This window comes from Amycolatopsis sp. NPDC033938, assembly GCF_055575975.1.
The window spans coordinates 123,739-141,923 of the sequence record NZ_JBVIRO010000014.1; the positions used below are offsets into that span (position 1 = coordinate 123,739).

Genomic DNA, 18,185 nt, shown 5'->3' on the forward strand with positions numbered 1-18,185 from the left:
GACCATGTCGCCACTCGTCGTGCACGGCCTGTGGTCCCGGGGCCGCGGGATCGTGCTCTGGGGCGAGCACGGCGACCGCCCGGCGACGACGTCGATGCGGCCGTCGAGCGCGGCCCGGCCGCATCCCTTCGCCGCGTCGGTCGCGGATCTGACCGCCCTGCACCCCGGCAAGCCCGCGTCGGCCGTCCTGCTGCTGCCGTCGCGGCCCGGCGGGCCGGTCGCCTCACCCGAACTGGGCGTCCGCGGCCGCCCGCAGCGGGAACTGACACTGGAGCCCTGGTCGGTGCCCGCGCTCCTGATCGACCCCTCGGAGCTGGAAGACCTGGCCGAGACGGTCGGCTACGGCACCTCGGTCCGTCATCTCCGTGCCGTCGTCCGGCTGGCGGACGACCTCGTGCGCCGAGGCCGGGTGCTGCCCACCCTCACGCGCACCGAGATCGTGGCCCGAGCACGCTGGCGGCCGGTGGCCAGGGGCGGCGACGCGGTCGCGCTCCGGGCGCTGATCGCGGCCACCCCGCCGGTCGGCCGGGCCGAACATCCCGGAGCGGATCCGGCGGCGCTCGTCACCGACGCGCTCGGCACCCTGGTCGACGCCGCCGTCCGCGAGCGGCTGGCCGCCGCGGGCCACGCCACGGAAAGCGACGGCCGCGAGGGGCCGTTCGGATCGTGGCTCCACGCGCTGACCAGCGCGGACGACCGGGTCAGCCAGGCGCCGGGCCGGATGGGGATCGTCGCCGAGGGGATCGCGGCCTGGGACGCGGTCGGCGACACCGACCTCACCGAGGGCACTGTCTGCCTCCGGCTCGACGAGGTCCCCACGCTGTACGGACCGGTCGACGACCCCGATGACCAGACCGGTGACGGTACCAAGTGGCAGCTGAGATTCTTGTTGCGCTCCACGGCCGATCCCAGTCTCCTGCTCCCGGCCGAAGACGTCTGGTCCGGCAAGGCGGGCGCGAAGTTCACCGATCCGGAAGGCCTTTTCGCCGCCGAGCTGGACCGGGCGGCGGCGGTGCTGCCGATGCTCGTCCCGGCGGTCCAAGCCGAGAAGCCGGGCCTCTACGACCTCACCGTCGCCGAAACCGTGGAATTCCTCGACGGTGGTGCCGAAAAACTGGTCGCGGCGGGTTTCGACGTCCAGCTCCCGGCGAGCTGGGGCGGCAGGCGCAAGCTCGCGCTCAAACTGTCCGTCCGCGGCGCGCCCGTCGATCAGGCCGCCGTGTACCGGCTCGGCCGTCACCAGCTCGCCTCGTACCGCTGGTCGCTCGCCGTCGGGGAGGACGCGCTGACGGACGAGGAACTGGCCGGTCTCGCCGCCGCGAAATCGTCGCTGGTGCGGCTGCGCGGCCGGTGGGTGAGCGTCGATCCGGAACTGCTGCGCGCCGGTCTCGAATACCTGCGCCGCGACCCGGACCGCGAGAAGCCGCCGCTGCCCACCCCGGCGGAGCTGCTCGCCCTGCTCCACGGATTCGACGACACGCCATTGCCGGTGACCGAGGTGACCACCGACGGCTGGATCGACGACTTCCTCGCCGGGCGGGTCCACCGCGTCATCGAACCGGTCGAGCCGCCGCCGGCCTTCCTGGCGACTCTGCGGCCCTACCAGGAACGAGGCGTCGCCTGGCTTTCGTTCATGGCGTCGATCGGGCTCGGTGCCTGTCTCGCCGACGACATGGGGCTCGGCAAGACCGTCCAGCTTCTCGCGCTCGAAGCGATCGAGCGGGCACGGGCCGAATGCGGTCCGACGCTGCTGGTCTGCCCGATGTCCTTGCTCGGGACGTGGCAGCGGGAAGCGGCGAAGTTCGCCCCTGATCTCCGGGTGACCATCCATCACGGGGCCGCGCGGGAGCACGGCGCCCGGCTGGCCGCGCGCGTCGCGGCCGCCGATCTCGTCGTCACCACCTATTCGACCGCCGCCCGCGACGCCGACGAACTCGCGGGCACCCGGTGGCACCGGCTGGTGCTCGACGAGGCGCAGGCGGTCAAGAACCAGAACACCGGTCCGGCGCAGGCGCTGCGGCGGATCCCGGCGGGCCACCGGGTCGCACTGACCGGCACGCCGGTGGAGAACCGGCTGGCCGATCTCTGGTCGCTTTCCGATCTGCTCAATCCCGGCGTTCTCGGTGGCAGGCAAGAATTCCGCGAGCGGTTCGAGATAGCGATCGAACGCCGGGGCGACCTGGCCGCCGCCACCGAACTGCGCCGGCTCACCCGGCCTTTCCTGTTGCGCCGTCTCAAAAGCGACCCCACCGTGCTGGTGGATCTGCCGGAGAAGATCGAGATCGTCCAGGAATACCGCCTCACCCGCGAACAGGTGACGCTCTACCGCGCGACCGTGGACGAGATGATGACCAAGATCACCGACAGTGCCGGGGTCAAACGACGCGGCAACATCCTCGCCGCGATCACCAAGCTCAAACAGATCTGCAACCATCCAGCGCATCTGCTGCACGATGGCTCTCCGCTGGAAAACCGCTCTGGAAAGGTCAACCGGCTCGAAGAACTCCTCGCCGAGATCCTGGACTCGGGCGACCGCGCGCTGTGCTTCACGCAGTACGCCGAGTTCGGGCATCTGCTCGTGCCGCATCTGTCGGGCAGGTTGAACGCGAAGATCGCGTTCCTGCACGGTGGGTTGTCCCAGCAGCGCCGGGATTCGATCGTCGAGCATTTCCAATCCGGCGCCGGACCGCCGATCCTGCTGGCGTCGCTGAAGACCGGGGGAGCGGGGCTGACCCTCACCGCCGCCACCCACGTCCTGCATCTGGACCGCTGGTGGAATCCCGCGGTCGAGGAGCAGGCCACCGATCGTGCCTTCCGCATCGGTCAGCGGCGGAGTGTGCAGGTGCGGAAGTTCGTCTGCCCCGGCACCATCGAGGAACGGATCGACGCCGTCATCACCAAGAAGGAGTCGCTGGCCGGAATGGTCGTCACCGATGGCGAGGACTGGCTCACCGGACTGTCCACCGACTCACTGCGGGAAGTCTTCGCGTTGGGACGGGAGGCGGCCGATGACTGACCGGTTCCGGCGCACCCTCGACGAACTCGGCGTCCACAAAGGACTCGTACCGCCTTGCCGGGTCGACACCCTCGTGGTCGGACCCGGCGCCGCGGTCGCCCAGGTGCGCGTGACGCGGCAACGGTTCTACGAGGTCCGCATCGGACTTCCGACGTTCGGCAAACAGGTGTGGACGGCGGTGACCGCTGCCGTCGTCGAGGACGAGGTCACGACGGCGGCGCTGCTCGACGGGCGGGTTCCGGACGACATCGAATGCTTCTTCCTCGCGGAGGATGTGCCACTTTTCCCGGAAACCAGGGAGTTGTCGCTGGACTGCACGTGCCCCGGTACGAAGGTCCCGTGCGATCATCTCGTCGCGGGCCTGATCGCCTTGGTGGACGAGACCGACGGCGACCCGTTCGCGATGTTCGCCCTCCGCGGGCGTGACCGGACCACCCTGCTCGAAGAGATCGGACGGCAGGCGGGCGCCAGGATCACTGCGCCGCCCACCGACACGGCGACACCTGCCCTCGCCGAAGTCATGGACGACTTCTTCGGCTGGGGCCCGGCGGGCGACGTCACGAGGCCGGCCAAGCGGCAGGCACCGGCCGGGGCCGCACTGGGCCTGCTCGGCGAGGTGCCGCCGCTCGCCGCCACGGTGGACGGAACCTCGGTCACCGAACTGCTCCGGCCGCTGTACCGGGCGCTCACCGGTCAGGAGTGAAAGAACCTCAGTTCGGCGTCGCCGAGATCGGCGAAGTAGGAATCGACCACAGCGTCGTCCACCTCGGACAGCGTCGCCGGGGACCAGCGAGGGGAGCGGTCCTTGTCGATGATCTGCGCGCGGATCCCCTCGGCGAACTCGGCCGAGGAGAACGCGTGGTACGAGACGCGGTATTCCTGTGCCAGCACGGATTCCAGATCGGGGAGAGCGGCTGCGGCGCGGAGCGCGCGCAAGGTCACCTTCACGGAGGTGGGTGACTTCGCTTCGATCTCCTTGGCGGTGGTGGCCGCCGCGTCGCCTCCGGCGTGGAGCCGGGAGAGGATCTCTTCGACCGTGTCCGCCGCGTAGCAGTGGTCGATCCATTCCGCGTCGGCGGCCAGTTCGCTCGGCGGCGCGGGTTCGGCGATCTTCTCCAGCGCGGCGTCCGGTGTGTGCGACGCGAGCGCGTCGAGCAGGTCGGGAATCCGTTCACTGCGCAGGAAGTGGTCGGCGAGTCCACAGTGGATCGCGTCGGGCCCGCTGATCGACCCCGCGGTGAGGGCGATATGCGTGCCGAGCTGTCCTGGCGTACGGGACAGCAGGTAGGTGCCGCCGACATCGGGGACGAAACCGATGCCGACCTCGGGCATGGCGACGCGGGAGCGTTCGGTGACGATCCGGTGGCTGCCGTGCGCGGAGACGCCGACGCCACCGCCCATCACGAGACCGTCCATGAGCGCCAGGTACGGCTTGGGGTAGTGCGAGATCAGCGCGTTCAAGCGGTATTCGTCGGCCCAGAACCGCAGCGACGCGGAACCGCCGCCGCGGGCGTCCTCGTAGATGGCGCGGATGTCGCCGCCCGCGCAAAGCCCGCGTTCCCCGGCGCCGTCGATCAGCACGGCGTGGACCGCCGGATCGGAACGCCAGGCCTCGAGCTGTCCGGCGATCGCGCGGACCATGCCGTGGTTCAGCGAGTTGAGCGCGCGCGGCCGGTTCAGGGTGATCCGGCCGATTCCACTGTGGACGAAGAACAGGACGTCGTTCATGAAGCCTCCCGTGGACATCCTAAAGGTAGGACGTCCGACTAAGTCCCGGCGGTCCGACCGCGGCGAAAATGTCAGCGTGACCAGGGCCCGATCTGGTAGATGTCGGGCATGGAAGATCAGCCGACCGCGGCGGAACTGGCCGACGACCTCCTCGACGCGCTCGCCACCGAGACGCCGCTGGAGGCGACCCTGGAGGGCATTCCCGGGCACGACGGCGAATTGCGTGACGTCTCGGAAGCGGGTGACACCCGGTTGCGGGAGCGTGCCACGCGGGCCGCGGAACTCGCCGCCCGCTCCACCGATCCCGACTGGGTGACCCTCCGCGTGATCTCCCACCACGCGGAAGCGCTCCTGACCAGGCTGGACTCCCGGCTGATCGAATTCACCATGGCCGAGCCCATGTCGGCAGAGGGCGCGGCGGCGCTGTCCTGGCTTCCCCAGCTGTCCACCAGCGGCGTGAAGGCCGAGGAGGACTACCTGGCCAGGCTGGCGGCGTGCCCGGAATTCTTCGGCGCACTGGCGGCCCGGTTCCGCGGCGGGATCGAGGCGGGCCGGACACCGGTGGAACGTGCCGTGCGCGGCGCCATCGCCCACGTCGACCGTTTCCTGGCCGCCGAGCCCAACGCGCTGCTGGCCCCGCGGCTGACCGGGGACCGGGTGGCACGGCGGGAGCGGCTTCTCGTCGAGCGGGTCCGGCCGGCGCTCGTCACCTATCGCGAGACCCTGGCGCGCGACATCGCCGGGCGCGGACGTCCTGACGAGCGGCCAGGGCTTTGCTGGGTCGAGGGGGGCGAAACGAGCTACGCGCGACTGGTCCGCATGCACACCACCACCGAGCTCTCACCGGAAGAACTGCATCGGATCGGCCATGACCTCGGCCGGGCCCTGGACGAGGAGTACCGACGGCTCGGCACGGCCGTATTCGGCGAAGGCGACCCTGCGGCGGTCCGGCACCGGCTGCGCACCGATCCGTCGCTGCGCTGGCGGGACGCGGACGAGATGCTCACGGCCGCCGAGGCCGCGGTCGCGCGGGCCACCGCCGCCGCACCCGGGTGGTTCCGCCGGACGCCGTCCGCCGAATGCGCCGTGCTCGCCGTGCCGGAATCGGAAGGCCCGGTCGCCTCACCCGCGTACTACCTGCCGCCCGCCGCGGACGGCAGCCGTCCCGGCAGGTACTTCACCAATACCTACCGGGCGGCCGACCGGTTCCGGTTCATCGCGGAATCCACCGCCTTCCACGAAGCCGTCCCGGGACACCATTTCCAGTGCGGCCTCTCGCAGGCACTCACCGGCCTGCCGCGGCTGCGGACCGCGATGCCGCTGTCCGCCTACGACGAGGGCTGGGCGTTGTACACCGAACGGCTCGCCGACGAGATGGGCCTGTACTCCGACGACCTGATGCGCCTGGGCATGGTCGCCGAAGACTCCGTGCGCGCGGCCCGGCTCGTCGTCGACACCGGCCTGCACGCGCTGGGCTGGACCCGGCAGCAGTGCGTCGACTACCTCAGCGAGCATTGCGTGCTCAGCGACGTCGAGGTGCAGTCGGAGACCGATCGGTACATCGAACGCCCCGGGCAGGCGCTCTCGTACATGACGGGCAGGCTGGAGATCCAGCGGCTGCGCGCCTTCGCCGAGAAGCGGCTGGGTGAAGCCTTCGACCTCCGGGACTTCCACGACGTCGTGCTGGGGCACGGGCAGGTGCCGTTGCCCGTACTCGGCGACATCGTGCGGGCCTGGGCAGGCGAGAAGATGATCCGGTCGGCCCCGGGTACCGCGAGCACGCACTGAGGCGGCGGGAACGTCGCGTAGCCGCTCGTGGGGGCCTTCCTCGTCGCACGCGGCGCCGGGGAAGCCCCGGCGCCGCGCTCACCGCTCAGTCCCGCTTCGCGAGCGTCGCGACCTCGGCGTCGGACAGCGGCCGGTCGTAGAGCCGGACGTCGTCGACCGCGCCGCGCAGGAAGTCGACCTGCTGACCGCCGTACTGGCCGCGGCCGATCACCGTGTGACCGGTGCTCTGTGCGGCGGAACAGGCGTTCTGTGAGGCGACCTTCTTGCCGTCGACGTAGAGCGACAACGTGCCCGCTTTGGCGTTGCGGACCCCGGTCAGGTGGTACCAGCGACCGATTTCCGGCTTCTCCGGCGACAGGGCGCGGAGACCGACGAAGCTCATCGCCCACCGCTGGTCCTGCCCGGAGTACTGAAGGAAGAACGCGCTGTCGCGGCCGGTGTCCTGGCTGACGACGGTCTGGAACGCGCCGCTCGCCTCGTCCAGTTTCGCCCACGCCGAGACCGAGTAGCTGCCCGCCGTGTCGACGAGGTTGGCGCCGGTGTCGGCCTGTCCGTTGCCCGCGAAGGCCAGCGCGCCGCCCTCGACTCCGCCTGCCCACCGCGCGTTGGTCAGCGTGGCGTGCGCGGTGCCGACCGAGTCCGCGGCCCGGGAACCGGTGCCTTCATCGAACTTGTAGGCGTGCACGCCGGTGAGCCCAGGTGTGCCAGGGCCTGGGTCGGGTGCGCCGGAGCCGCTGCCGTCGGCGTTGCGGATGATCGCCTGGTTGACCGCGCGTACCTGCGCGAAGTCCATCTTCTTCACCTGCCTGTCGTAGGTGAAGAAGCCGTTGACCTCGTGCTCGACGTCGGTGATCTGCGTGTAGATCGAGCCGCTGATGCCACAGCTCTGTGCCGACGCGAGTACGTCACGCTGGTTCTGGACGTAGCGGCTGTTCAGGGTCGCCTGGTCCTTCACCATCTCGTAGGCGTGGCCTTCGCCGAACCACATGTGGTCCTTGACCTCGAGACCGTAGCCGCCGTGTTCGCCGTCGATCGAGATCCGCTCGCCGTCGGGCATCGGCTTCGCGGGCCCTGGGTAGGAGTGCCAGTCGAGGACGTCACCCCTGCCGGAGTCGCCGAGGGAGTCGCAGCAGTTGACACCGCTGTGCGCGTTGACCAGCCGGGTCGGGTCCTGTGCCTTGACACTGTCGGCGATCTTCCCGGTTTCCTCGCGCGACCACTCGGCCCAGCCCTCGTTGAACGGCACATAGCCGACGATCGAGGTCCAGTTCTTCTTCTGTTCCACCAATTCCTTCAGCTCGGCCTTGAACTGCCGCTGGGCGTCGACGGGTGGGCGGCCGCCGGTGCGCATCGACGGCATGTCCTGCCAGACGAGCAGGCCGAGCTTGTCGGCGTGGTGGTACCAGCGGTCGGGTTCGGTCTTGATGTGCTTGCGGACCGTGTTGAACCCGAGGACCTTGTGCTGTTCGAGATCGAAGCGCAGCGCCTGGTCGGTCGGCGCGGTGTAGATGCCGTCCGGCCAGTAGCCCTGGTCCAAAGTGGACTGCAGGAAGAGGATCTTGCCGTTGAGGGTGAACCGGAGTTTGCCGTCGGCACCCTTCGTGGTGCCGAATTCCCGCATGCCGAAGTAGGACGACACCTTGTCGACGGTCCGGCGCCCGTTCTTCAGCTCGACGTCGAGGTCGTAGAGGAAGGGCGAGTCCGGCGTCCAGAGCTTCGCCTTGGGCACCGGCAGCGAGATCGTCCCGGAGGCGGGCGCCTTGCTGCGGCTGACCACCTTGTGGCCGTCGCGAACCACGGCTTCGACGGTCAGGCCCGGGTTCCCGCCGGTGTCGACGGTGAGCTTGAGCGTGGAGGATTCAAGATCGGGAACCATGCCGAGCGTGCCGATGTGCTGGGCCGCGACCGGCTCCATCCACACCGTCTGCCAGATGCCCGAGGCACCCTCGTAGAAGATGCCGCGGTCGGGGACCAGGCGCTGCTTGCCGACGGGCTGCCAGGTGGCGTCGGCGCGATCCTCGACGCCGACGATGATCTCCTGCTCTCCCTTGGGCTTCAGCGCCGCGGTGACGTCCGCGGAGAACGCGCCGTAGCCGCCCTGGTGCGAGGCCACCTCTTTGCCGTTGACGTACACCTTCGCCTTGTAGTCGACGGCGCCGAAGTTGATCCGGAGGGTGTTGTCCTTGCCGACGTTCCAGTTTCTCGGCACCGTGAACGTGCGGCGGTACCACATGTAGTCCTCGTGCCGCTGGATACCGGAGAGCGCCGATTCGGCGGGGTAGGGGACCAGGATCTTCTCGGCGAGCCGCTCGCCGAACGGCGGGACCTCGCCGGGAGCGGCACCGGCGAACTCCCAGAGCCCGTTGAGGTTCTGCCAGTTCTCGCGCACCAGTTGCGGCCGGGGGTATTCGGGCAGCGCGTTGGAAGGCGACACCTGGTTGGTCCACGGCGTGGTCAGGCGTGGCTTGCCCAGCTTCCAGCCGCTCTCCGCGCCCGTCGCGGAACCTGACGTCAGAGACAGGGCCGCGATGGCGGCCACGACGACGGTCAGGGTCTTGCGGAACCGGCTGGAACTTCGGGGCTTACCGCTGGGGCGGTGCGGTGACAACGTTGACAACATCTGCTCGACACCCTTCTCCGGGGACGGGCCACCTCGGCGGAGGTGCGCCTCCCGCTGGACCTGTGCAGGCGTGAAACCACGACCCCGTGGCCGGGGGGACCGGTGTGAGGCAGGCCACGGCGTGTCGTCAGGAACTGTTTACATCGTTGATACAACGTTGTAAAGCGTCGAATGGCTCGAATCGCCACTCGCGGGAGGGGTGAGGGGGCCCGCCGAATTGCTCCTGGACTGCGTTGACACGGGAATTGACCGATGGGTAACTTACTGGCAAGTCAGCTGGAACGGAGGCGCCGATGCCTGCCGGAGAACGGTCGTGGTGGGGCTGGGGACACGTCGCCGAAGCCTTGACCACGGAGGAATCCGACGCGCTCGTCGCCCGCACGGCCGCGGTCCTTCCCGGCCACGACTTCACCGACCACGCCCCGCCCGAACCGGCGGATCTCGTTGTCCCGCCGTCGCGGCTCGGCCCGCCCCCGGCGCTGGCGGCGCTGTGCAGCGACGACCCCGCCGACCGGTTGTCCCACGCCCGGGGCAAGGCCTTCCGCGACGTCGTCCGCAACCTGCTCGGACAGCTCGACCACGTCCCGGATCTGGTCGCCCGGCCACGTTCGGAACAGGACGTCGTCGACCTGCTCGACTGGTGCTCGACGTCGGGCACGCCGCTGATTCCTTACGGTGGCGGCAGTTCCGTGGTCGGCGGGGTCGAACCGCGCTTCGACGGGCCCGCGGTCTCGATGGATCTGTCGGGGCTCGACACCGTGCTCGAAGTGGACACGGTCAGCCGCGCGGCCCGGATCCAGGCCGGGATCTTCGGGCCGGCCTTGGAAGACCGGCTTCGTCCGCTGGGGCTGACGCTGAGGCATTTCCCGCAGTCGTTCGCCCATTCCACCCTCGGCGGCTGGCTCGCGACCCGCGCCGGCGGGCATTTCGCCACGCTCGCCACCCATATCGACGATCTCACCGAGTCCCTTCGCGTGGTCACCCCGGCCGGGATCAGTGAATCGCGGCGGCTGCCCGGATCGGGCGCCGGTCCGTCGCCCGACCGGATGTTCCTCGGCTCCGAGGGCACGCTCGGTGTGATCACCGAAGCGTGGATGCGCCTGCAGGACAGGCCCGTCTGGCAGGTCACCGCGTCGGTCACCTTCGAACGACAGGAAGACGCTGTCGCCGCCACCCGCGCGATCGCGCAGTCCGGCCTGTACCCGTCGAATTGCCGCCTGCTCGATCCCGCCGAAGCGTTCATCAACGCGGGCGCGAGCGTGGGTGGCGGACTGCTGCTGGTCGCGTTCGAGTCCGCGGACCATCCGGTCGAGGGCGGGCTGGATCGCGCGCTGGAACTGGCCATCGGTCACGGTGGGGTGGTGAAGACCAGGCGTGGCAAGGATTCCGCTCGTCAGGACAGCGCTTCGGCGTGGCGGTCGTCGTTCCTGCGGATGCCGTACCAGCGTGACGCGCTCGCCCGCCGGTCGCTGATCGTCGAGACCTTCGAAACCGCGTGCACCTGGGACCGCTTCGAGGAGTTCCACGACGCGATCACCTCGGCGGCACGGGCCGCGATCGACCGGGTGTGCGGCGGCGCGGGCGTCGTGACCTGCCGGTTCACGCACGTCTATCCGGATGGGGCCGCGCCGTACTACGGCATCTATGCCGCCGGGCGCTGGGGAAGCACGGTCGCGCAGTGGGACGAGATCAAGGCCGAGGTGTCCGAGGCGATCGAGGGCCACGGTGGCACGATCACCCATCACCACGCCGTCGGCCGTGACCATCGGCCCTGGTACGACCGGCAGCGCCCCGGCCCGTTCGCCGCCGCGCTCACCGCGGCGAAGACCGCGCTCGACCCGGCGGGCATCCTCAACCCCGGGGTGCTGATCCACTGACCGGCGCCCGGACCAGCGAGGTCAGCAGCGCGGTGAACCGCGTGGCGGCCAACGACAAGGTCCGCCCGGCCATGGTCTGCACCTGCGCCTCGCGCCTGCGGAACACCGCGTTGTCGAGGAGTACGTAGGCGACGCCTTCGGTGGCCGCGTCCTGCCCGATGTCGCCCAGCCCGCCGACGAGCGCGATCCCGCCGCCGCGGCGGACGAACTCGTACTGCGAGCTCAGTTCGTTGCACGCCAGCACCGGCTCCGCCGTGAGGTTCTCGATCCGGGTGGCGATGTCGAACAGGTCGCGCAGGCTCTGGCCGGGAGTGGGCAACGCGAGCGGGTGGTCGCACAGTTCGGCGAGGCCGACGGAGTCGCGATCCGCCAGCGGATGATCCACCGGAACGATCGCGTAGACCGGGACGACCACGGCGCTTTCGACGCGCACGCCGTGCTGGGGGCCGGTCGCGTAGGTGACGGCGATGTCGGCCCCGCCGTCGAGGACGCGCCGGGTGGCTTCCTCACGGTTGACGACGTCGATGTGGAACACGACGTCGTGGTCGCGGCGGTACGCGGCGATCGCCTGCGGGACGACGCGCCGCGCGAACCCCTCGGAACAGGCGACGGTGAGCGAACGGGCGTGCAGACCGCGGCCGGTACGGAGTTCGTCGACGAGGACGGCCGATTCGGCCTCACTGCGGCGGACGTGGTCGAGCAGACGGTTCCCGGCCTCGGTCGGCACCATGCCGCGCGGATGCCGGACGAACAGCGGAACGCCGAGGCCGGCTTCGAGTTTGGCGATCTGACGGCTGATCGCCGAGGGCGCCACGGTCAGTTCGGCCGCGGCTTCGGAGACCGAGCCGGTGCGGGCGACTTCGAGGAAGTACGTCAGCGCGATGGGAAGCAGCCGCATCGGTCTCCCTCTCGAAGGTCGGTTTGCCTCAATCAGAACGCGGACCGCCGTAAACGGCAATGGTCAGTGTAGGGAAACCGGCTTACGCTCCTCGGCAACACACGGCGAGTGAATCGGGAGAGCACGTGGCAGTCCCCGCAGAACTGGTTTCGAAAGCCCGGGAACACGTCGACTCAGGGGCCTTCTTCGCCGAGCTGGCCGAGCTGGTCCGGTACCCGACCGTGAGCGACCGACCGGACGGGCGTGTTGCCATCAAGGCATACCTGGACGACGCGCTGACCCCGGCGCTGACCGCGCTCGGCTGCTCGGTGACGACTCATCCCAATCCCGATCCGGCAGGCGGTCCGTTCCTGATCGGCACCCGGACCGAGTCCCCGGAGCTCCCGACGCTCCTGTGCTACGGGCACGCCGACGTCGTCGACGGGCACGAGGGTCAGTGGAGCGAGGACCGGGACCCGTGGACGCTGACCGCCGACGGCGAACGCTGGTACGGCCGCGGCTCGGCGGACAACAAGGGGCAGCACCTGGTCAACCTGACGGCGTTGAGGCTCCTGCTGGCCGACCGGGGTTCCCTCGGTTTCAATCTCAAGTTCCTGTTCGAGACCGGTGAGGAGATCGGCTCACCCGGGTTGGACGAGTTCGTCGCTGCGCACCGCGACGCGCTGCGCGCCGACGTCCTCATCGCCTCCGACGGGCCCCGGCTGGACGCGGCGACGCCGACGGTGTTCCTCGGCGCGCGCGGCAGCGTCCGGATCGCGCTCGACGTCGATCTGCGCCCCGACGCCTACCACTCGGGGAACTGGGGAGGGGTGCTGCGCAACCCCGCCACCACACTCGCCGGGGCGATCTCGTGCCTGGTCGACGGGCACGGCCGCATCCGGGTGCCGGAGCTCCTGCCGCCCGGCTTCCCCGGCAGCGTCCGCGAAGCGCTCGCCGGCCTCGAGATCGCGGGAGCACCAGGGGATCCGGTGCCCGACGAAGGCTGGGGCGACACCGAGCTGACCGTGGCCGAGCGGTTGTACGGCTGGAACACGCTCGAAGTCCTCTCCCTGGGGGCCGCGGACATCGAGCGGCCCGTCAACGCCATCCCCGGCCGCGCCCGCGCGATGCTGCAACTCCGTTATGTCGCGGGCACCGACGTCGGGGGAGTGGCGGACGCGGTCACGGAACACCTTGCCGCGCACGGGTTCTCGATGGTCGACGTCACCACGGAAAGCAGTTTCAGCGCCAGCCGCACCCCTGTCGACGATCCCTGGGTGGGCTGGGCGAAGGGCGTGCTGGAGGAGGTCTCCGACCGGCCGGTGGCGATCCTGCCCAGTTTCGGTGGCGGGCTGCCGAATCACGTGTTCACCGACCTGCTCGGCTTGCCGACCTTGTGGGTGCCGCACTCCTATCCCGGCTGCCTGCAGCACGCGCCCGACGAGCATCTCCTCGCCCCGATCGCCCGCGAAGGCGTGGTCCTGGCCATGGCGCTGTTCCACGCGCTCGGGCGGCGCGGAAAGGAGGGCTGATGCTCGAAAGCGATCAGACGACGACGAAGCCTCGTACGCCGTCGTCCACCAAACGCGCGATCGCCGCGGCGACCATCGGCAACGCGCTCGAATGGTTCGACCTCGCCGTGTACGCGCTCATGGCGGCCTACATCGGCAAGACCTTCTTCCCCGGCGGCAACGCGGCTGTCCAGCTCGTCCAGGCGTACGCGGTCTTCGGGATCACGTTCCTCATCCGCCCGCTCGGCGGTCTGATCCTCGGCGCGTACGCCGATCGGTTCGGCCGCAAGAAGGCACTCGTCGTCACCATCTGGCTGATGGTGATCGGCACGTTCCTGCTGGCGGTGATGCCGGGCTACGCGACGATCGGCTTCCTGGCGCCGGTCGGCGTGATCGTCGCCCGGTTGATCCAGGGTTTCGCCGCGGGTGGCGAATTCGGGGCGGCCACGTCCTTCCTGATCGAACAGGACGATCGCCGCAAGGGTTTCCTCGGCAGTTTCCAGTTCGCCAGCCAAGGTTTGGCGACGCTGCTGTCCGCGGGGTTCGCCGCCGGGCTGACCGCGGTCCTGAGCACCGACGCGATGACGTCGTGGGGCTGGCGCGTCCCGTTCGTCTTCGGGTTGCTGGTCGGCCCGGTCGGGTACTACATCCGGCGCCACGTCGACGAACCTCCCGCGGTGCGCAAGGATCCGGACGCGCCGAAGACGTCGGCCATCCGCACGCTGTTCCGGTTCGAATGGGGCGGGTTGCTGATCGCCGGCGGTGTACTGGTCGTCTCCACCTCGCTGAACTTCATCCTGCAGTCCCTGCCGACGTTCGCGATCAAGAACCTGGGCTTGGACGACTCGCTGTCGTTCGTCGCGCTGATGATCACCGCGGCGATCCTCACCTTCGTGACCCCGGTGGCCGGCCTGCTCACCGACCGGCTCGGCCGGATCAAGATCATGATCGGCGCCGCGGCGGCCATCGGGATCGGGGTGGTGCCGCTGTACATCTGGGTCACCGAGTCGCCGTCGTTCCTGACCCTGACCGCCACGATGGCGGTCTTGGGGCTGGCGAAGGCGGTCTATTTCGGGGCGCTTCCCTCGGTGATGGCGGACGCCTTCCCGGCGCACACCCGGGCGACGGGCCTTTCGTTCGCCTACAACGCGACGGTCGGCGTCTTCGGCGGGTTCACCCCGACGATCGCGACCGCGATGATCGCGGCCACCGGTTCGCCGGTCTCGCCCGGGTACTACCTCTTGCTGACCGCTTCGCTCAGCATCGCCGCGCTGGTGGTGGCGAACCGGCGGCGCGGTATCCGCTGAGGGACCCGGTTCACGCGAAAGTCCGGGCCGGGCACCGGGCGGAGGTCGTCAGGCGACGACGTCGGTCACGGCGCGGCGCAGGGTGTCGCGGACGGTCTCGGCGTCGTCGAGGTTCCCGCCGTGAAGTGCTCCGTCGCGAAGGAGGACGAGGGTGCGGGCGGCGTGTTCGGGGTCGGCATGGCCCGCCTCGCGCGCGAGGTCGCGAAGAGCGCCCAGGAACCACTCGCGGTGGTCGTCGATGACTTGGCGGACCTGGTGTCCGGGGTCGGGGTATTCGGCGGCGGCGTTGAGGAAGGGGCAGCCGCGGAAGTCGTCGTCGAGGGTCCGGTCGCCGATGATGCCCAGCGCGGCGAGCAGCGCTTCACGCGCGGGCTTCCCTCGGGCCGCCTCGCCGATACCCTCGCGGATCCGTTCGCTCGTGGTGCGCAGGTAGGCGGCGACGAGATCGTCCTTGGTGGGGTAGTGGCGGTAGAACGTCGCCCTGGTGACGGCCGCCTCCGAGACCAGGCGCTCCACCCCGACGGCGTGGATTCCTTCGGCGTAGAACAGCCGTGACGCGGTCTCGAGCAGCCGGATCTTCGGGTGCACTTCCCGGTCGACAGTCGGCATTCCCCGACCTTAGAGAAAGAACGGTCATTCCGCCATGTCGGCTGCGTCACCTTGCGGAAGGTGTCACCGTCGAGCATTGTTCAGGGAGAAAGACCGATCGTTCTCCCTAGCTCTGAAGGAGCAACCATGAGCGTCCAGAAGCCCACCATCGTCCTGGTCCACGGTGCTTTCGCCGACTCGTCCAGCTGGAACGGCGTGGTCCCGAAGCTGCGCGAGCAGGGCTATCAGGTGCTCGCGGCGCCGAACCCGCTGCGCGGGATCGAGTCCGACGCGGATTACGTCGCCGATTTCGTCAACGGGGTCTCCGGTCCGGTGGTGCTGGCCGGGCATTCCTACGGCGGCGTGGTGATCAGCCGTGCGGCGGCAACCGCGGCGAACGTCAAGGCGCTCGTCTACATCGCCGCCTTCCAGCCGGAGGCGGGGGAGAGCGTGTTCGAGCTTTCCGGCCGTTTCGAGGGAAGCAAGCTCGGCCCGGACACCACGAACGTCCTCGCGGCCCAGGGTGAGCTGTCGATCAAGCCCGAGAACTTCTCGGACGTGTTCGCGGCCGACGTCCCCGCCGAGACCGCCGACGTCATGGCGGTCACCCAGCGTCCGGTCACCGAGCGGGCGCTGGCCACGCCGTTCGACGGCGAGCCGGCGTGGAAGACCCTGCCGTCCTGGGCGCTGATCGCCGAGCAGGACCACGCGATCCCCGCCGCCGCGCAGGAGTTCATGAGCGAACGCGCCGGTTCGGAGGTCACCAGGGTCGACGCCTCGCACGCCGTTTCGGTTTCGCGCCCGGACGTTGTCGCCGAGGTCATCCTCGCGGCGGCCGCCAAGGTCGCCTGACCTAGGTCGCTTGACAGGGGAATCCTCCCCCGGAGAGACTGCAAAAACGTTTTTGCAGTCTCTCCGGGGAGAAGCACGTGAAGGTCCTGGTGCTCGATTCGAGCCCTCGTCGTGAAGGCAATTCCTGGGCTCTCGCCCAAGCGCTGGCCAAAGGCGCGGAGGAGGCGGGACACGCGATCGACTTCGTCCGCCTCGACGACTTCGTCGAAGCGCCGCTGGGGGATTGCCGCAGCTGCCGTCTGAATGATCGTTCGTGCGGCATCGGGGACGGCTATGAGCGGTTGTTGTTCGACCACGTGCTCCCGGCGGACGCGATCGTGTACGCGACCCCGCTGCACTGGTACGGCATGACCGGGCGGCTGAAGTCCTTCTTCGACCGGCTTTTCTGCTACACCTCGGGCAGTTCGCCGCACACCGCGCGGGTCGTGCCGGGATTGATGACCAAACGCGCCGCGGTGCTGATCTCCTGCGAGGAGAGCTACCGCGGCGCGACGCTCGGCCTCGAAGCCCAGTTCCAGGAACTCACCCGGTACCTGCGTCAGGACCTGGCCGGGATCGTGGTCGGCGTCGGCAACAGCCGGGGCGAGGTGGAACGCGATCCCGCCCGGCCACTGGAGGCGGCGGCGGATCTCGGACGTAGGCTGGGCGACGCCCATGTCACCGACTATCGGCTGGACACCGACCGGCCGAACCGCGTCTGGGGACCGCCCGTGGAGGCCTGAGTGTCGCCGACCATCCGTGACGTCGCCGCCGCCGCGGGGGTCTCGATCACGACCGTGTCCCATGTGCTCAGCGGGCAGGGACGGATCTCCGAGGACACGCGACAGCGCGTCGCGCGGGCGGCGGCCGAACTCGGCTACCAGGCCAGCGTCCACGCGCGGCAACTGGTCACACGGCGCAGCCGCACCCTGGCGATCCAGCTCGCGAACTCGGTGGACGCGAGCAGCGCCTGCGCGCTCGTGCCCAACTCCGACTACTTCCTCGAAGTGCTCAACGGGGCGGCCGAAGCCGCGTCGAAACGGTCGTACGGCCTGTTGCTGACCCCGCTGGACGCCGACCTCGACCGGCTGAACGCCTTCGCCGTCGACGGCGCGATCCTCGTGGACCCGCGCGGGGACGAACCGTTCTTCGCCAGTGGCTGGTGCCGTGACCGGCCGCTGGTGACCATCGGGCGCCCGCTGGCCGCGCCGTGCCCGGTGCCGGTCGTCGTCGACAACGACCTCGTCGCGGCGGCCCGGCTGATGCTGGATCACTTGGCGCACAACGGATACGAGCGACCGGCGATGATCACCACCGACACCGGCCGCTCCTACGCCGCGGATCTCGTCGCGGGCTACACCGGCTGGGCGCGGGACCGGGGACTGGAGCCGGTGGTCGTCGAGATCGACGAACCGCCGACCACCGAAGGCACCGCTGAAGCGTTGGGCAGGCTGCTCGGCCGGCCGGTGTGCCCGGACGCCGTCTTCACGACGTCGGAGAACCTCGCCCTCGGCGTCCTCCACGAGGCCCGCCGCCGACAGCTCGCGGTGCCCGCCGAACTCGGGATCTGCAGCGCGGTCGACAGCGGGTCGCTCCGCCTCACTTCACCGCAGGTGACCGGGATGTTCGTGCACCCGCGTGAGGCGGGCGGCCGGGCGGCCACGGCGCTGATGGATCTCGTCGAGGGCGCCGCCCTGGGCGGCGAGCCGCGTCGGATCGAGGTGCCCGTGCGGTTGAACGCACGGGAATCCACCGGCCGTCAGGTGCGGTGGGTCGTGAGTGGCGATTCGGGTTCTATTGAGGGGTAAGGCAAATATGGCGCGGTCGGCGCCCGCTGCCGGTGTCGCGAACACCGCTGCCCCAGCGTCGACACGCCACCTTTGAGTTACCTCTCAAGAGAACCCTCTCTTAGGTACCTACTCGTCACCTGCGGGCCCTGGCTCGTGGGGGAAGCGCGTGAAGGCCCCCTTCCCTCGGCTCAGCCGTGGGAAGGGGGCCTTCACGCGCTCCTCCTCCCGCACATAAGCGAGACCCACCGCGTC

Annotated in this window: 13 protein-coding genes; 9 read left to right on the top strand and 4 right to left on the bottom strand. The window is 69.8% G+C overall.

Annotation, left to right across the window (positions count from 1 at the left end; all coding sequences use genetic code 11):
* Nucleotides 1-4 precede the first annotated feature (4 nt).
* Both ACZ5ZX_RS29660 and ACZ5ZX_RS29665 read left to right on the top strand, forming a co-directional pair.
* Entirely contained in the window at nt 5-3,016 is a 3,012-nt protein-coding gene (locus tag ACZ5ZX_RS29660) for an SNF2-related protein (protein ID WP_465505270.1), read from the top strand.
* Nucleotides 3,009-3,719: an SWIM zinc finger family protein gene (locus ACZ5ZX_RS29665; protein WP_465505271.1), complete on the top strand. Its 711-nt coding sequence runs from the start codon at nt 3,009-3,011 to the stop codon at nt 3,717-3,719. The genes ACZ5ZX_RS29660 and ACZ5ZX_RS29665 overlap by 8 nt, the downstream gene beginning before the upstream one ends.
* On the opposite strand, the gene ACZ5ZX_RS29670 is transcribed toward ACZ5ZX_RS29665, so the two are convergent.
* A complete protein-coding gene (locus ACZ5ZX_RS29670) occupies nt 3,710-4,744 on the bottom strand; it encodes an enoyl-CoA hydratase/isomerase family protein (protein ID WP_465505272.1) in 1,035 nt (344 codons plus the stop codon). The two genes, ACZ5ZX_RS29665 and ACZ5ZX_RS29670, sit on opposite strands and share 10 nt — an antisense overlap.
* 108 nt (nt 4,745-4,852) lie before the next feature.
* Here ACZ5ZX_RS29670 and ACZ5ZX_RS29675 point away from each other — a divergent pair, with 108 nt between their 5' ends.
* Entirely contained in the window at nt 4,853-6,532 is a 1,680-nt protein-coding gene (locus tag ACZ5ZX_RS29675; protein WP_465505273.1) for a DUF885 domain-containing protein, read from the top strand.
* A gap of 85 nt (nt 6,533-6,617) precedes the next feature.
* On the opposite strand, the gene ACZ5ZX_RS29680 is transcribed toward ACZ5ZX_RS29675, so the two are convergent.
* A complete protein-coding gene (locus ACZ5ZX_RS29680; protein WP_465505369.1) occupies nt 6,618-9,071 on the bottom strand; it encodes a LamG-like jellyroll fold domain-containing protein in 2,454 nt (817 codons plus the stop codon).
* A gap of 374 nt (nt 9,072-9,445) precedes the next feature.
* Here ACZ5ZX_RS29680 and ACZ5ZX_RS29685 point away from each other — a divergent pair, with 374 nt between their 5' ends.
* Nucleotides 9,446-11,029 carry an FAD-binding oxidoreductase gene (locus ACZ5ZX_RS29685; RefSeq protein ID WP_465505274.1) on the top strand — a complete coding sequence of 528 codons (1,584 nt, stop codon included), beginning with the start codon at nt 9,446-9,448 and terminating at the stop codon, nt 11,027-11,029.
* On the opposite strand, the gene ACZ5ZX_RS29690 is transcribed toward ACZ5ZX_RS29685, so the two are convergent.
* Nucleotides 11,004-11,927, bottom strand: a complete 924-nt coding sequence (locus tag ACZ5ZX_RS29690) for a LysR family transcriptional regulator (RefSeq protein ID WP_465505275.1) — start codon at nt 11,925-11,927, stop codon at nt 11,004-11,006. The two genes, ACZ5ZX_RS29685 and ACZ5ZX_RS29690, sit on opposite strands and share 26 nt — an antisense overlap.
* 125 nt (nt 11,928-12,052) lie before the next feature.
* On the opposite strand from ACZ5ZX_RS29690, the gene ACZ5ZX_RS29695 reads away from it, so the two are divergent.
* Together ACZ5ZX_RS29695 and ACZ5ZX_RS29700 are read left to right on the top strand one after the other, a co-directional pair.
* Nucleotides 12,053-13,438 carry a M20 family metallopeptidase gene (locus tag ACZ5ZX_RS29695; RefSeq protein WP_465505276.1) on the top strand — a complete coding sequence of 462 codons (1,386 nt, stop codon included), beginning with the start codon at nt 12,053-12,055 and terminating at the stop codon, nt 13,436-13,438.
* Entirely contained in the window at nt 13,438-14,724 is a 1,287-nt protein-coding gene (locus ACZ5ZX_RS29700) for an MFS transporter (protein WP_465505277.1), read from the top strand. Before ACZ5ZX_RS29695 ends, ACZ5ZX_RS29700 begins: the two co-directional genes overlap by 1 nt.
* Nucleotides 14,725-14,772: 48 nt before the next feature.
* Here the strand turns inward: ACZ5ZX_RS29700 and ACZ5ZX_RS29705 are convergent, their stop codons facing one another.
* On the bottom strand, nt 14,773-15,333 hold the full coding sequence (locus ACZ5ZX_RS29705) for a TetR/AcrR family transcriptional regulator (RefSeq protein WP_465505278.1): 561 nt from the start codon (nt 15,331-15,333) through the stop codon (nt 14,773-14,775).
* Nucleotides 15,334-15,459: 126 nt separating this feature from the next.
* On the opposite strand from ACZ5ZX_RS29705, the gene ACZ5ZX_RS29710 reads away from it, so the two are divergent.
* From ACZ5ZX_RS29710 to ACZ5ZX_RS29720, 3 genes are all read left to right on the top strand, one after another.
* Nucleotides 15,460-16,164: an alpha/beta fold hydrolase gene (locus ACZ5ZX_RS29710; RefSeq protein ID WP_465505279.1), complete on the top strand. Its 705-nt coding sequence runs from the start codon at nt 15,460-15,462 to the stop codon at nt 16,162-16,164.
* Between the two features lie 77 nt (nt 16,165-16,241).
* Nucleotides 16,242-16,886, top strand: a complete 645-nt coding sequence (locus tag ACZ5ZX_RS29715) for a flavodoxin family protein (protein ID WP_465505280.1) — start codon at nt 16,242-16,244, stop codon at nt 16,884-16,886.
* Entirely contained in the window at nt 16,887-17,951 is a 1,065-nt protein-coding gene (locus tag ACZ5ZX_RS29720; RefSeq protein ID WP_465505281.1) for a LacI family DNA-binding transcriptional regulator, read from the top strand.
* The last annotated feature ends 234 nt before the right edge of the window (nt 17,952-18,185 follow it).